This is a genomic window from Segatella copri (assembly GCF_019249655.2).
Lineage (GTDB): Bacteria > Bacteroidota > Bacteroidia > Bacteroidales > Bacteroidaceae > Prevotella.
In genome coordinates this window covers 1,980,052-1,995,904 of sequence record NZ_CP137557.1, presented here as the reverse complement: position 1 = coordinate 1,995,904, position 15,853 = coordinate 1,980,052, and the positions used below count along the sequence as shown (strand labels likewise).

General features: G+C 45.8%; 10 protein-coding genes. 6 read left to right on the top strand and 4 right to left on the bottom strand.

What is annotated here, in order from left to right; genetic code table 11:
• Position 1: 1 nt before the first annotated feature.
• Genes KUA49_RS07815 through KUA49_RS07805 form a run of 3 tightly spaced genes read right to left on the bottom strand, consistent with a single transcriptional unit; the run spans position 2 to position 3,818 of the window.
• A complete protein-coding gene (locus KUA49_RS07815; RefSeq protein ID WP_218413072.1) occupies positions 2-2,617 on the bottom strand; it encodes an outer membrane beta-barrel protein in 2,616 nt (871 codons plus the stop codon).
• 17 nt (positions 2,618-2,634) lie between these two features.
• On the bottom strand, positions 2,635-3,321 hold the full coding sequence (locus KUA49_RS07810) for a DUF4974 domain-containing protein (RefSeq protein ID WP_256624874.1): 687 nt from the start codon (positions 3,319-3,321) through the stop codon (positions 2,635-2,637).
• A 17-nt stretch (positions 3,322-3,338) separates the two neighbouring features.
• On the bottom strand, positions 3,339-3,818 hold the full coding sequence (locus KUA49_RS07805) for a sigma-70 family RNA polymerase sigma factor (protein ID WP_203050911.1): 480 nt from the start codon (positions 3,816-3,818) through the stop codon (positions 3,339-3,341).
• Positions 3,819-4,120: 302 nt separating this feature from the next.
• Here KUA49_RS07805 and KUA49_RS07800 point away from each other — a divergent pair, with 302 nt between their 5' ends.
• Genes KUA49_RS07800 through KUA49_RS07790 form a run of 3 tightly spaced genes read left to right on the top strand, consistent with a single transcriptional unit; the run spans position 4,121 to position 6,742 of the window.
• Positions 4,121-4,888 (top strand): radical SAM protein, encoded by a 768-nt coding sequence (locus KUA49_RS07800; RefSeq protein WP_117692488.1) that lies wholly within the window; start codon positions 4,121-4,123, stop codon positions 4,886-4,888.
• Between the two features lie 45 nt (positions 4,889-4,933).
• Complete coding sequence (locus KUA49_RS07795; RefSeq protein WP_218413074.1) at positions 4,934-5,755, top strand: bifunctional hydroxymethylpyrimidine kinase/phosphomethylpyrimidine kinase; 822 nt, start codon at positions 4,934-4,936, stop codon at positions 5,753-5,755.
• 48 nt (positions 5,756-5,803) lie between these two features.
• The gene (locus tag KUA49_RS07790) at positions 5,804-6,742 is read left to right on the top strand and encodes a DMT family transporter (RefSeq protein WP_218413075.1); all 939 of its coding nucleotides are present in this window, start codon (positions 5,804-5,806) and stop codon (positions 6,740-6,742) included.
• Positions 6,743-6,786: 44 nt separating this feature from the next.
• On the opposite strand, the gene KUA49_RS07785 is transcribed toward KUA49_RS07790, so the two are convergent.
• Positions 6,787-8,883, bottom strand: a complete 2,097-nt coding sequence (locus KUA49_RS07785; protein ID WP_218413076.1) for a hypothetical protein — start codon at positions 8,881-8,883, stop codon at positions 6,787-6,789.
• Positions 8,884-9,086: 203 nt separating this feature from the next.
• On the opposite strand from KUA49_RS07785, the gene KUA49_RS07780 reads away from it, so the two are divergent.
• The 3 genes from KUA49_RS07780 to KUA49_RS07770 all read left to right on the top strand — a co-directional run bounded on the left by KUA49_RS07780 (position 9,087) and on the right by KUA49_RS07770 (position 15,749).
• Positions 9,087-9,860 carry a helix-turn-helix domain-containing protein gene (locus KUA49_RS07780; RefSeq protein WP_256624875.1) on the top strand — a complete coding sequence of 258 codons (774 nt, stop codon included), beginning with the start codon at positions 9,087-9,089 and terminating at the stop codon, positions 9,858-9,860.
• 101 nt (positions 9,861-9,961) lie between these two features.
• Entirely contained in the window at positions 9,962-10,519 is a 558-nt protein-coding gene (locus KUA49_RS07775; protein WP_218413077.1) for a hypothetical protein, read from the top strand.
• A 136-nt stretch (positions 10,520-10,655) separates the two neighbouring features.
• Positions 10,656-15,749, top strand: coding sequence for a RecQ family ATP-dependent DNA helicase (locus KUA49_RS07770; RefSeq protein WP_218413078.1), 5,094 nt, complete (start codon positions 10,656-10,658; stop codon positions 15,747-15,749).
• The last annotated feature ends 104 nt before the right edge of the window (positions 15,750-15,853 follow it).

Below are 15,853 nucleotides of genomic sequence, written 5' to 3'. Positions count from 1 at the left end.
TTTATAATCTGTTCTTTTCTGCATTACCGGCACCCGTACCCTTATACTTGCTTCTACTAACATTAAACTTATAGCTGAATGAACACATAATCATTCGGGTATCGGTATATTTTCTGGTATAGATATCGCTGGTACCATATACCAATCTTGTGGAATTGCGCATCGTCGCAAAGAGGTCATTGCCCGACAAAATGACATTCAGGCGGTCGTGAAGAAAACTTCTACGCAAAGAGACGTCCACTCCTCCTTGTGCCATATAAAGCGGAAGTGCAGAATGGCCCTGCGTGTTCCAACTCATATCAAGATTAAGCGTCCAACCGCATGGTAGCGAAAACGCATTATTGAAAGAGCCGATGAATATCGGTTTGCTGTACGCCTTACCACCAATCGTCAGGAACTGCTTTCTAATACCAGCGTCCAACGTAGGATGCCACCATCCTATCGTCGGCGATGCCGTCAGTCCCACGTAACAAACCTGAGTATGATTCAAATTACGAAAGGTGTACATACTGATTAACTCTTTGTCATGATACGGTTCTATCACCTGATAGCAAGGATCTACAAGATAACGCCAGTTGGCAAAAAACTGGAACCATTTATATCCCAGATTAATCCCTATGCCATGTTCGAAGGTTGACTTGAGCAATGGATTTCCACCCTGATAATAATAGCGACTATTATATTGCACGTTACTACTTAACTGACTATAGGAAGGACGACTCACCGTCACCTTATAAACCATATTCATTTTCACATTCCCGATAGGAAAGGTCAAGGACACATTCGGAAAGAAATGGTCGTACTTACGACTCTGGTCGGGTACGAAATAATCCTTATTCTCCTCGCTCCAATAATCACCACCTGTATTATAGTAATTGGAAGAAACATGTTCGTATCTGAGGCCAGCATTCAGTTCTACCTTGTTTAGTCTCAATCCATAAGAAACAAAGGCTGCAAGATTACTTTCCTTCACCTGGTCATCCGTCTTGCCTGGCAAGTCAGTTCCCTGTTCATCTATAGTATAAAGATTGGCACGGCAACTTTCGGTAAACTCATTACCAATCTTCAGGGTACCTTTCCATACCGGAAAGCTCAGTACCAGCTTAGATGCATACATCCAACTATCAGCCGTGAAATCAGATTTTATCGTACGAGAATCTCCGCCCTCAATTCCTGTTTCTTCAGAATATTGAGTCTGTCCTGTTTTACGAAGATATATTTCCCCATTCCATTCTATGCTCACCTTTCCTATCTGTCCGGCATAATAAGCCGTAATATCTTGCGTAGGTCGGCTTTTGAAACGGCAATACATATCATTTGTATAGCTTTCTGTCTTGGAACCATTCTTCCAGACATCCATCAGCGAATTCCATCCACCCTGACTATAAGGATTGATGTTCACCTCGTAAGTAGCACCCACGGAATGCCTATCATTGAAAACATAATTAAAGCCAAGACTTCCACTGGTATAGTAACTCTTGTTTTTGATTATCAAGTCTTCGTTGATATTCATGAGCGTCTTGCCGTAGAGTCTGTTATCATTATACTGATTCTGATAGCCCTGAGACAAACCGCCATACAAATTGGAGAAGATATCCAATCCCCGATAGCGATAATTCAAATCTAGGACTTCACGATGATTGTCCTGATGATTGCGCTGATAGACCTGCCGATAAGTCAATCCCAAACCTTCTCCCTTTTTTCTTGTCGTCTTGATTCTGATGACAGACTGATAGGTTGCATCGTATTCTGCACCCGGCTCGGTTATCACCTCTACATGTTTGATGTCAGAAGAACTCAATCTGTCGAGATCAACGGTTCCCTTGATTTTCTTGTTATCGATATAAATCAAAGGTTTACCTTTTCCCAAGACTTCTATATCACCGTTCTTCTGCATCACTCTCGGAAGATGTTTCAAAACATCTTCTGCCGAGCCCATTTTCTCCAAGGAGGTTCCTTCTACCTGAGCCACCAATCCTTCAGAAGTCATTCTGAAAGGCTGTCGATGTCCTTTCACTACAATTTTCTGCAGGTTCATTGTTGCCTCTTTCAGAGTTATTGTCCCTATCTTACCTATATTATATGTATTGCTTGTCGTAATATAGCCCACGCAACTTACTCTTACTATCGCCTTTGTGGCTTCGCAGGGAATCACGAACTGGCCGTTCTCATTTGTCACGCCACCATTTATCAATGAAGAATCACGAACATTCAGCAGGGCTACATTGGCGAAATCTATAGGGCGATTCTTATTGTCGATGATACGGCCTATCATCTTGGTGGGAGTCTTCTGCGTACACTCCACCATGATATTATCCTCCACCTGCGTCATCCTGATGGGATAGAATCCTATCAGCTGCATGATGGCATCGGGAACACTCTGGTTTCTGATGCTCTTGGTCACCCTGAAATCCTCCAGCTCATCATACACAAAGTTGATGGTGTACTTATGCTGGCGGGCGTTCAAATCCTTCAACGCCGCAGAGAACGACACATTATTATATTGTCGGGTGATGCGCTGGGCATAAGACTGCTGAACCAAAAGCAACAGGAAGAGAAGAAGAAGCTCTCTGATAAGCTTGCCGCTAACGGGCATTGGTTTCCAAAAATCTCTCATAAACATTTCCTTCTATCTTATTTCACCAACAATGTACCGTCAATATACTCTATCTGTATGCGGTCGAAAGCATTCAAAATCTCCAGGTTCTGCTCCAAAGTCTTCGTCTTGTTCCAGTTGAAGAAGAGACGGATGTGCTGGGCACCGGCATCCACATACTCCACCTTGACATGATAGAAACCGGATAACTGAGCCAGAATGGTTCCCAATTCGGCATCATCAAACACCACGGGTTTCATATCAAGCGAATCCTTCTTCTCTGCTGTTGCAGCACGAAGACTGTCATTCGGCAACGCCTGGGGTGTTGCCTTCTGTTCTGTCGCAGCCTTGTTATCCGCTGTCTGACCAGAAGCCGGGAACCACAACCAGCCATTGTGAATCGCAGCCAAGGCTACCCCCGAAAGGAAGATGATGCCGACGATGGATGCGGCAATCTTCATCCGGTTGCGATAAGCGCCCTTAGATTTGCCGGCATCCATCGCCAACTTATCCTCGTGATGTGCCTGAACAAATTCCTTCCAAGCCCCATCCACATCCACCTCCTTCGGATTGGCTTTCTTGCCAGCCATTCTCGCCATCGCCAGTTCATGGAAAAACTCCTTCACTTCCTCATCGGCAAGCAGGCGTTCCACCTGCTCGTCGGTATATTTCTCGGGATGCTCCTGCATGTCAAAGAGCATCATCCGCTTTTCGTCTTTACTCATGTTTGTCATTGTCTTGCTCATTTAAATTGTTCCTTAATCCAGTCCATCGCCTTCGAGAGATGGTTGAATACCGTCACCTTGCTCACTCCCACTTCATCAGCCACCTCCTGATAAGATTTCTCTTGAAGATAGCGCAGGCGGAAAATGAGTTGCCGGATAGGCGGTTCCAGGTCTTCGATGAGAAGCATCAGCCGGTCGAGCCGTTCATCGGTCTCTTCTGAGAGAATCACGTCGGCATCATCCAGCAGCAGCTTCGCCACCCTTTCCTTCACGCTCTTATGAGCTATCAGGTTGAGACAGCGGTTGCGGACGCTCCGCATCAGATAACCTTCCTCACCCCCAGGCACCAGAACCACATCATCGGCAAGAATCTGGGCGAATACTTCGCTCACCACATCCTTGCTCTCGTCATCATCCGAAAGAATGCATCTGGCCAGATTGTACATCTTCGCGTAATGCTGACGGAATAACTGTTCTATGTCCTTTTTTCTGTTCATATACTATCTATACAGTTGAGCCAAGCGAAAAACTAAGCAAAACATCAACTTTTTTGTTTTTTCCTTTAAATCCGAATCGAAATCACCAAGAATCTCCCCGGATTTGAATGCAAAAGTACACAATCTATCGGAGATAGAAGACAAATGGTAAGGATAAATCGATTTTCTGTTGATTTATTTGTTCATTCCAACATTTTTTAGTACTTTTGCCCACCAAATTACGAACAAGTAAATAAGATTGGTATAAAATAGGTATTACCAAGATAAAATAAAGAATAGATTAGATAAAGGAGAATAAGATTATGTCAACGATTATTTATCCATCACCGATATTCGGTCCGGTAAACTCCCGCCGTCTGGGAGTTTCACTGGGCATCAACCTCATGCCATCTGATGGCAAGGTCTGTTCATTCGACTGCGTTTATTGCGAATGCGGATTCAACGCCGACTTCCGTCCTAAGAAGAAGCGCCCTACCCGCGAGGAGGTAAGAGAAGGATTGGAGAAGGTTCTGAAAGAGCGCCACGATAACAACCAGCCTCTGGATGACATTACCTTCGCAGGAAATGGTGAACCTACGGGACACCCAGACTTTAAGGGAATCGTGGAAGATACGATGGAACTCTGCAAGAAATATTTCCCTGAAGCACAAGTATCCGTACTCAGCAACGCTACCTATATATATAAGGAGGAAGTGAGAGAGGCGCTGATGCTCGTGGATAACAACATCCTGAAACTGGATACCGTGGATATGGATTACATCAAGAAGCTGGACCGCCCTCAGCAGCCTAACTACGACGTGAAGGATGTGATCAAATATCTGAAGATGTTCAAGGGGCACGTCATCATCCAGACCATGTTCCTGAGAGGTGACGGTTTGGACAATACCAGCGAGCATTTCGTAGCTCCTTGGCTGGAGGCAGTGAAAGACATCCAGCCTCAGCAGGTAATGGTTTATACCATCGCCCGCGAAACACCAGACAAGTTGCTGGAAAAGGCGCCAAAGGAAGTTCTCGATGCCATCAAGGACCGTGTAGAGGCACTGGGCATCAAGTGTACAGCCAGCTATTAAGAGATAATCAGGATAAGAAAGAAAAGCAAGTAGAAAAAAGAAAGAATGAAAGCGAAAAGTAATATCCTTATTATCAGCGACATGTGTGGCTACGGAAAGGTATCTGCCGCAGTTCAGATGCCTATCCTCTCTTATATGGGACTCGACGTGTTCAATCTACCCACCATGCTCATCAGCAACACCTTCCCATACGGCAAGTACGCCATTCTGGAATGCACTTCGTATATCGAGGAAGCCTTGCAGAAGTGGAACGAACTGGGCATTCACTTCGATGCCATCACCACGGGTTTCATGGCTTCGGAGCGTCAGGCTAAGCTGGTGGCACGCTATTGCAGGGAACAGGCTGCACTGGGCACCGACATCTATGTGGATCCCGTGATGGGCGATTACGGCAAGCTCTATGGTGGAGCCAGTGAGAGTACCGTGAGATGCATGAAGGAGATGCTGAGCGTATCGCATCTCTGTTTTCCCAACTATACCGAGGCTTGCCTGCTGACGGATTCGGAATACAAGGAAGAGGGAATCTCGGAGAAGGAAGCCTATGAACTGATAGATAAACTGAGAGCCATCGGTTCCCACTCCGTGCTCATCACCTCGTGCATCGTAGAGGGTCAGCATGCCGTGATAGGTTTCAATCATCTTACAGAAGAGTATTTTCTCCTGCCCTACGAAGAAATCCCCGTTCAGTTCCCAGGCACCGGCGACATCTTCTCCAGCATCATCGTGGGCAGACTGAAGGATGGCGATCATCTCCGCCATGCCACCCGCATCGCCATGGATACCCTGCGCAACTGGATAGACATCAACAAGGATGACAAGGACAAGAACCGCGGAATTCCGATAGAAAGGCATCTGGGAGACTTGTAGATTGCCATTTAGCAAACTCAGAAGCAAGGGAATATCAATTAAGTTATAATGGAAAAGAAAGAAACAAATACACTGAGTATATTTCAGCACCCGGTATGGGTAAGCCTGTTCGCCCTTACGGCTGCTATCTCGTGGGGATGGGCTTACCCATTGATCAAAATGGGAATGGAAGAATATCAGATTACGGCAGACATGACCGGAAGCAAGATGCTTTTTGCTGGCATCCGCTTCTTCATCTCCGGCATCATCATCCTTGCCATCGCCAGAAGTTCACACCGTGAATTCGGATTCAAGAAGAAAGCTGTTCAAGAGAATGTCTGGTTCCTTCTCCTCTATTCACTCCTCAACACCACCCTTCATTATGCCTTTTTCTATTTCGGACTCTCGCATAATGCTGGAGCACGTTCGGCGATACTCAATTCGATGAGCGTCTTCACGGTGGTTATCCTTGCCTGCATCTTCTTCAAGAGCGACAGGATGACGTGGCGAAAGGCATTGGGCTGCATCATCGGATTCCTGGGCATCCTTGCCCTGAACCTTGGCGGAAAGGAAAGCGGAAGTTTCACATTCCTGGGCGATGGTATGATTATCCTCAATGCCCTGTGTGGAGCCAGTGCTTCCCTGCTGACCCGAGGATTGAGCAAGAGGGTGGATGTTTTCGTAGGAACCGGTTATTCGCTGAGCATCGGTGGAGCCTTGCTGTTGATTCCTGCATTGTTAATGGGTGGTTATCTGCCAGTCATCAGCCTCTGGGGCATCACGATTCTGCTGCTGCTCATTGCCATCTCAACCATCAGTTTCGCGCTCTACAACAAATTATTGAGCTGCAATCCCGTAGGAAAGGTAGCGATATACAATTCGCTCATCCCCGTAGTAGGAGCCATCACCTCCTGCCTCTGTCTTGGCGAAACCTTCTACTGGAAGTATCTGATAGCAGGCGCATTGGCTACTGCCGGAATTTATATCATCAATAAAGGGAAGAAATAAATTCCGGCTGTTGCCCATGCAACCCATATAGAAAGCAAAGCCACCTATTTTAAGATACCCGTTTCGCGCTCCTTATTCTCGATATTCCGCTGTATCTTACGATATTCCTTTCCCCGATTGATATTCCAGGCAACACCGATACGGAACAAATTACCTTCCGAATTGTCATAACCACAAACCTGCTTACGGAGTAATGCGTTGACGATTTCTGCTGAATAGGATTTCGGATGAGCCATAAACGGATTATGCATATAGAGCGTAAAATCGAAATCACCTATATGATAACTGGCTGAGGCAGCCAATGAAGGAGGATTATGCCCGATGTGCTCTCCCTCCATAAAGTTCCAACCGTTATCAGCATACAGTATCACAGTCCATTTTCCCCAATATCCCTGTAATGTTCCACCATAATTATAAGCGGTATAACAATGACTGTACTCATCGCCCTTATTGAAAAAACGGTAAATACCTGCATTCACAGATAATATAAGGTGATCGGGAATAATGTCAAACCGGGTATCATTCGTAAGATACAACATATTACAATGGGGCTGATTCGTCTGGGAATAAAGAAACTGATCATTTTCCGTGCGGGTGTATTTCGCCAAATCACAATGACGATTGATGCGATAATTCAAGGTAAAATCAGTATTTATCCTTGGTTTACTGAAAGAGAACGCAACCCAGTTCTCATATCTACTGTTAGGCTTAAGCGAAGGATTACCCACAGTCCATTCCATACTGTTCTTTCGAATACGGGTATCCGAAATCATAGCTATCTGCGAAATATGCTGTGATAATTCACTTCCCAAGCGAATCTGAAACGAAGATGTCAAGCAATAAGCCAATGTGAGTTTCGGACGACAAAGCCAAAAACTAAATTCCTCATCTCCCTGTCGATAAGTCTGATTACTCAACCCGAAGCCAGCTACATAAGTTAAACGGGATGTTCCTTCCTTGAATTGCCCCAAACTTCCCTTGATTTGTGCAAAACCATAAATACCCAATGAACGGATACCATTCTCGCTAACCACATCACCCAAATACTGATTATCCATATATTTCCAGTTCAAGTTGGTTCCTGCAGAAAAAGTAAAGGGTTTCAACCGGTTTTCATAGATAGCCTCGGCTATGAGCGAATAGGTCTTTCCATCTACCTGATATTGATAGGGTTCGCCCTCACCTTCATAATAGGCTCCTTTGGTGTGGATATAAGTACCCAAAACATCTGCCGACAAAGACTGATGCTTGCCCAACTGATGATAGAAATACAAATCGAGAGCAGGAGTAAAATCCCTACCCTTGCTGGTTCTGTAAACAGGATACGCAGGCTTTCCAGATTCAGAAAACCACATCTCATTCGATGTATAAGGCTGATTGCTGAAATCCGTGGTAAGCGTTGTCTGGAATACATATAAGGCAGAATCAGCCAGATTATACTTCAACTGCAATGTATTATCATAATTTTGAGTTGCCCCATTCATGATTTTTCGAGATATCTGATACTCAGAACCATCATGTAGAAGATATTGAGCATCCTCATTATATTCGGATGCCTTATTATCCACATAAGTCTGCTCATATAAAATATTCAATTGGCTCTTGCCCCTATTGACAGATGCATAGACATCGTTCGAACCGAGCTTGGTAGTTAGCGCATTAGTCAGGTTGAAGCCCAAACTGCCACCCGATGAAGCCCTGCGGGTATGAATATCTATCACGTATGCAATATTCTTACCATATCTTACGCCAGGGCTATCGATATAATCTACACTCATAATAGAAGCTACATCCAGCATCTGCACGTCATGCATATTGGCGAGAATGCCATTGATACGAATCTGCACTTCTCCCTTATGATCGGTAGCAGAAATGGAACGGCCAGCCTCATCAACCCTGATATGAGGCAAAGCTAACTTTCCCAAAAGCGAAAAGCCAGAAAAAGAACGCTGCTTCTGAATATCGCTTGGGAATATCAACTTGCCATCTTCCTTGTTGACTACTCGTGCCGCCTTCACAACAACCTCTTGCAAGGCTATAGAATCATTCGATACCTTCTGGATCTCCTGGGCACGTATTTCTACACAAGAGATCAATGCCCACAGCATCACCATAGCTGTTAACAATTTACTTTTCTTCATTGTCATCATATACTTTTCTAAAACTTGTTTTCTGCTGCAAAGGTATCAAAAAGAGAAGACCGAAGCGAAAAATATGGCTGACATGAGTCTGACATTTATCAATTAACGAATATTATATCTAGTTTTATACCATCTTTCATAGAATTTCTGTACTTTTGCATTTGAATCTTTAAACAGTATATCATTTAAACAGAATAGATAATATGAAACTGAAAGCATATCATTCCATCCTCATCTTCGCCATCCTTGTGATGTCTGCGGCATTCTCCAGCGTGAGCAACTACCGCAAGGCACAGTATGCCATTGTACAAGATATGAACAAAGCTTTGGCTCTGACTCTTCAGGAAAATAAATATCAATGGATTACGCCTGATACCATCCAGAGCTACCGCTCACATCTCAGCATCGACCTGCTGAAGTCGACCAGTAATCTCTGCTATGTGATGGAAGACAGAAGAAGAGGGAAGAACAATTCCCAGTTGGTAAATAGCACCAACCTGCTCAGCAGCAAAGAGATGCTTCTCAACGAGCATTCTATCCAAAGTTATGCTAACTGTTCGATGGCAGATGTTTTGAGTATGAGCAACCAGCGGACATCTTTGACGCTTACTCTCATGGCTATGATTTGGGCTATTGCATCGCTATACTATCATCGCAGAAAACAACCCTGGAATCATGAGGCTGATATGTTCGGCACCATGTGCTATTCTCAAGACGAGGATTCCTTCTACAATCAGGAAAGCGGACAAGCCATCAAGTTTACTCCGATGCAGCACCAGCTGATGCAACTCTTCTTCAACAATATGCATCATCAACTCTCCAAACAGGAGATTTGTGATGCTCTTTGGCCCAAGAAACCGGATGCCAGCGAAACGCTCTATACCTTGATTCGCCGTATCAAACCGGTGATTGAGCAGAATAGCAACCTCATGATTGAATCGGAAAGAGGCAAGTCTTACCGACTGATAATCAGATAAGTTCAGAAATGTCAGTCAAATGTCATACTTATTATTTGGCAGTTTCCCATCTTCTTCATACCTTTGCAGCAAAAATACAAAAGGAGCAAAAGAGCAAAGATATGAAGAAGATTTTTTTGATAGCAGTTGTCTTGCTGATGATGGTAAACTTCATCATCAACTATCATCATGAGGTTACGAAAGAGCAGCATACACCGATGGCGGATTTCAAGACCAAGGTAGAGATGGCGCCTATGAAGGAATACAATGATCCGGACTTCGGCTACGTTGTCAAGTATCCTTGCTTCTTCCAGCAGGAGGATACTTCGGTATCGGGATACCAGGGCTATGCCCGCTTCTCATTCACCAATCATGCCAATATCATCCTGGAGAGTTACGTTACCCCCAACTATAGCAACACCCTCCAGGCTTGTGCCGATTCTCTAGCCCAGAAGCTTCATTCGGAGCGGACGATGCAGGCATCGAATAAAGCATTCATCCTCTCCGGTCCTGTCTATGAAAACGGAGTAAGAGTAGATGGCTACAGTCATTACGATAAATTCATCAAGAGTGGCAGAATACTCTTCGTCTATTCCCTCACCTATCCCGACAGTTACAAGCCAGCCATGCCCCGCCTGTTCAAACTCATAGACGACTGGAGGGTTTTAGGAGCATATTAATCTGCCTTGAAGATATCCTCGTAAGCCTCTTGGGATTGTATAAAAACAGCTTTCAAAGAACATAAAAGCACTTGATTATTTGCATATATCAAATATTAATTGTAAATTTGCGGTGGAAATATAAACATCAAAGATTATGTCAATATTCAGTCGCCTCTTTGGAAGGAAGAACAATCTTAGCGTAAGCTCTGACATCAAGAAGAAAGATGCCAGAAGCAGAAATATTGCCTTCGTAGATACCGAAGTGGGACTGAAAGACCATAAAATACATGATATCGGGGCATTAAGTTATGATGGAGCTACCTTTCACCAAGCATCACAGACGGCACTGAACAAGTTCCTGCAGGAAAGAAAGGTTGACTATATCTGCGGCCATAACCTCATTCATCACGATGCCCGCTATCTCCAACTCAACGGCATACTGATAGATACCCTCTATCTCTCCCCACTCCTCTTCCCCAAGCGCCCATACCATCATCTTGTAAAGGACGACAAACTGATGAGCGAGCAGATGAACAATCCTGTAAATGACTGCGAGAAAGCCAAGGAGCTGTTGATGGATGAAATCGCTGCATGGAATCAATTATCAGAAAGGAAGAGGAAAATCTTCACCTTGCTGCTCCAGCATGAAGAGGAATTCAGAGGATTCTTGATGTATGTGGGAGCCATCGACACGGAAGATACTATATCAACCGATACCATATCAGCTGATACCATATCGGATCATGCAATCATAGAAGTTTCAGAATACATTCTTTCTGAATACAAGAATCATATTTGCGCCCATGCCGACATTCCGGCTCTTGCAGCCCAGTCGCCTTGCGGCTTGGCATACGCCTTGGCTCTCATAGGCACAGACGATTACCAATCTGTAACCCCAGGTTGGGTACTCTGCCATTATCCCGAAGTAGAACATATCATCTATATGCTCTGCCATACTCAATGCACCGATGGCTGCGAGTATTGCAACCGCATGCTCGACATTCATCACAACCTGAAACAGCTCTTTGGCTATGATGCCTTCCGTACCTATGACGGCGAACCGCTGCAGGAACAGGCATCGCAGGCAGCAGTGGATGGTAAGTCATTATTGGCGATATTTCCTACGGGTGGCGGCAAGTCACTCACCTTCCAGTTGCCAGCCCTGATGGATGGCAGAACCATACATGGACTCACCGTGGTTATCTCGCCTTTGCAATCATTGATGAAAGACCAGGTAGATAACCTCGCTGACCGCGGCTTCACCGATGCCGTAACCATCAATGGTCTCCTCGACCCTATCTCCCGCTCCCTAGCCATCGAACGAGTACAGAGCGGAGATGCCACCTTATTATATATAGCACCAGAGATGTTGCGCTCCAAAACCATCGAGCGCATCCTGATGGCACGGCATGTGGTGAGATTCGTCATTGACGAAGCCCACTGCTTCTCTGCATGGGGACAAGACTTCCGTGTGGATTACCTATACATCGGCAAATTTATCAAGGAATATCAGGAACGCAAGTTTGGCAAGGATGCAATGGCCCGCAACCATGGTCAAACCCTGATACCCGTATCTTGCTTCACCGCCACTGCAAAACAGAAGGTGGTGCAGGACATCTGCGACTATTTCAAGCATTGGCTGGGCACCGACCTCCTGCTCTTCGCCTCATCAGCCTCACGTACCAACCTGCACTATTCCGTTATCCACGTAGATAGTGACGGCAACAAATACAATCTCCTGCGCTCGCTGGTAGAGCAGGCTGATTGCCCTACCATCATCTACGTATCCCGCACCAAGCGAACCCGGGAACTCGCCCAAAAACTGACACGTGACGGCATATCCGCCCTGCCCTATAATGGCAAGATGGATGCCGATGAGAAGATACACAATCAGGATGCCTTCATGAGCGATAAGGTTAGAATCATCGTTGCCACCTCCGCCTTCGGCATGGGAGTAGATAAGAGCGATGTGGGGCTGGTTATCCACTACGACATCTCCGACTCTCTGGAGAACTATGTACAGGAGGCAGGACGTGCAGGAAGAGATCCACACCTCAATGCCAAATGCTATGTACTCTATAGTGACGAGGACTTAGACAAGCACTTCATCCTGCTCAACCAAACCAAACTGAGCATCAGCGAGATACAACAGGTATGGAAAGCCATTAAGGATTTTACCAAGCAGCGTCCACACGTAAGTTGTTCGGCACTGGAGATAGCCCGCCAAGCCGGTTGGGATGACTCGGTATCCGACATAGAAACCCGTGTCCGCACCGCCCTATCCGCTCTAGAACAGAGCGGATACATAGAGCGTGGCAACAACATTCCGCACGTCTATGCCACAGGTATCACCGTCAAGAACATGGACGAGGCAAGACTGCGCCTCACCGAATCACCCCTGTTCTCGGAAGATGAGATGCAGAATGCCATCCGCATCATCAAGTCGCTCATCACCCAGAAGCATATAGCCAAGGCACAGGATAGCGAGGCAGAATCTCGCATCGATTACCTCGCCGACATCCTAGGACTCAGCAAGCGAGACGTCATCTCCTCCGTTGATCGAATGCGACAGGAAGGCATCCTTGCCGATACCCGTGACATCTCTGCCTATCTGCAAGACATCAGCGACAAGCAACGCAAGCCTCAGCAGATGCTGGAAAACTTCGCCAAGCTGGAAAGATACATTCTGGAACATATCCCGGATGAATCGCTGCATATCACATACAAACAACTTAATGACAATGCCGTACATGACGGTATCGCTACTTCAACAGAAAAGAAAATCCGCACACTGCTATACTTCCTGGCAGTGAAGGGATATACGCACAAGAAGGAAGATGGTGTTCGCAATCTCATCGTAACAAGAGACAAGGACATAGAGACCATCATCAAACGATTCGAAAGACGAATTGAGGTTTGCCGATTCATCATCGAAAGACTATACAGCCTGGCTGAGGAAATAAGTAAAACTGTAACAGAAGAGAGCAACAATAGCTCTTCTGAAGAAAAGAATCCTTCTGAAGAAAAAGGTTTAGGAAAAGCCTCAGTCTCAACAGATAATTCAAAAGAGAAGCCTCTCCAATTCTCGGTAGTCGAACTTCTGAACGATCTGAAATCCAGCAACCAGTCACTCTTTTCCGACTTCTCTTCCCTGCAGTTGGAAGACGTGGAGGAAGCCTTGCTCTATCTCTCCAAGATAGGAGCCATGAAGCTGGAAGGAGGATTCCTGGTACTCTACAATGCGATGGCAATTAAACGCACCAAGGAACTTCGACTCCGCTATAAGCAGGAGGATTATCGCATGCTCAATGAATTCTACAAGCAGAAGATTCAGCAGATTCACATCGTGGGCGAATATGCCAACCTGATGGTAAGGGATTATGACGCCGCCCTGCAATATGTGCAGGATTACTTCCAGATGGACTATCATCGCTTCATCTCAAAGTACTTCAAGGGCAACCGGGAGACTGAGATAGAGCGCAACGTAACACCTTCGAAGTATAAGCAACTCTTCGGAATGCTCTCCAAAAGACAGAAGGAAATCATCGACGACCACGAGTCCCGCTGCATCGTAGTCGCTGCCGGTCCTGGCAGCGGCAAGACACGTGTGCTCGTACATAAGCTTGCCTCTCTCCTGCTGTTGGAAGATGTAAAGCACGAACAACTCCTGATGCTCACTTTCTCTCGTGCAGCCGCTACCGAGTTCAAGCAGCGACTGATGCAACTCATCGGCAATGCCGCCCATTTCGTAGAAATCAAGACCTTCCATTCTTACTGCTTCGACCTGCTGGGCAGAGTTGGCAATCTGGATGAGGCTGGAGATGTAGTTAAGCAAGCCGCCGAAATGATCAACAATGGAGAAGTGGAGCCCAATCGCATCAGCAAGACCGTACTCGTTATCGACGAAGCGCAAGACATGAGCAAGGATGACTATGCCCTTGTCTCTGCTCTGATGAAAGCCAACGAAGAGATGAGGGTGATAGCCGTAGGCGATGATGACCAGAACATCTATGAGTTTAGGGGTTCCAACTCACAGTATCTCTATGAACTGACCCAGACAGAGCACAGCCGTTTCATTGAGATGACCGAGAATTACCGCAGCCTTCGCCATATTGTGGATGCTGCCAACGACTTCGCCCGTAACATCCGCCAACGAATCAAATCTACCCCTATCATCTCCATGAGTCAAGAAGATGGAGAGGTAAGAATCGTGAAGCATCCATACGAGATTCAGAAGAAAAAGGTTTATATGTATCAGCCTATTCTTGAAGATGTTACGCGATTACTAAGAAGTAACGCTTCAAAAAAAGCCGATGCTTCTTCCCGCAAGAAGAACGAAACTATCAGTATCCTCACGCAGACCAATGAGGAGGCTGTCATCATGCTGGCTCTTCTTCACAGTCATGGCATCAAGGCCAAGCTGGTGCAATCAATGGACGGCTTGCGCTTCTGGAATCTGGCAGAGGTAAGATATTTCTTGAAGAAGATAGACCAAGGCATCAAGGAGACGAAATCCCCTATCATCCCTGATGATATTTGGGAAGCAGCTAAGCAGCAGACATTCCAAAAGTATGCCACCAGCCAGGCATTGCCATACCTGCGCCGCAGCCTACAGATATTTGAGCAGACCAATCGTGCCAAGTACTACAGCGACCTGAGGGAGTTCGTGTTCGAATCATCAGTAGAAGACTTCTGTGACATCTCGAAATCAGACATCGTGGTCAGCACCATCCACAAGGCAAAAGGCCATGAGTTCGACCATGTACTGATGCTCATTACCCATCCCGAGCATCCTACAGATGACATACTGCGCCGATACTATGTGGGCATGACCCGTGCCAAGCGTACGCTTGCCATCCACACCAACGGCAATCTCTTCGACAGTCTGAAAAGTGCCCAGCATCTCTATGATGCCCAAGCCTACGATGAGCCCAAAGAAATAGTACTTCAGCTCTCACACAAGGATGTAAACCTGGGCTTCTCCAAGCCTCACAAGGATGCTATCCTTTGCCTGAGAAGCGGTATGCCGCTAACCTATCACGACCATTGCCTCTGTCTCCCATCAACAGGCAGAGACATAGCCCAGCTCTCCATCAAGATGAAAGAGAAACTAGGCAAATGGGAGTTGAAAGGTTACAAGGTAACCGCTGCCCGAATCCGCTTCATCGTGGCATGGAAGTCAAAGGATGCACCGAGGGATGAGAAGGAATCCGCCATCGTGCTCGCTGATTTGGTGATGAAAAAATAAGGTAAATTCATCAAAAATCTATCACCAAACGCTATTTATCCTTTCTTTTTATACACAAAAGTGTAATTCTTAAGCCGCACTCTTGAGAAATACACTTTTGTGTC

Bases quoted from the DNA above. Each gene is read 5' to 3' on its own strand.
- KUA49_RS07800 (WP_117692488.1), top strand. From the start codon at position 4,121: ATGTCAACGATTATTTATCCATCACCGATATTCGGTCCGGTAAACTCC.
- KUA49_RS07810 (WP_256624874.1), bottom strand. From the start codon at position 3,321: ATGAGTAAAGACGAAAAGCGGATGATGCTCTTTGACATGCAGGAGCAT.
- KUA49_RS07775 (WP_218413077.1), top strand. From the start codon at position 9,962: ATGAAGAAGATTTTTTTGATAGCAGTTGTCTTGCTGATGATGGTAAAC.
- KUA49_RS07815 (WP_218413072.1), bottom strand. From the start codon at position 2,617: ATGAGAGATTTTTGGAAACCAATGCCCGTTAGCGGCAAGCTTATCAGA.
- KUA49_RS07790 (WP_218413075.1), top strand. From the start codon at position 5,804: ATGGAAAAGAAAGAAACAAATACACTGAGTATATTTCAGCACCCGGTA.
- KUA49_RS07805 (WP_203050911.1), bottom strand. From the start codon at position 3,818: ATGAACAGAAAAAAGGACATAGAACAGTTATTCCGTCAGCATTACGCG.
- KUA49_RS07795 (WP_218413074.1), top strand. From the start codon at position 4,934: ATGAAAGCGAAAAGTAATATCCTTATTATCAGCGACATGTGTGGCTAC.
- KUA49_RS07780 (WP_256624875.1), top strand. From the start codon at position 9,087: ATGAAACTGAAAGCATATCATTCCATCCTCATCTTCGCCATCCTTGTG.
- KUA49_RS07770 (WP_218413078.1), top strand. From the start codon at position 10,656: ATGTCAATATTCAGTCGCCTCTTTGGAAGGAAGAACAATCTTAGCGTA.
- KUA49_RS07785 (WP_218413076.1), bottom strand. From the start codon at position 8,883: ATGAAGAAAAGTAAATTGTTAACAGCTATGGTGATGCTGTGGGCATTG.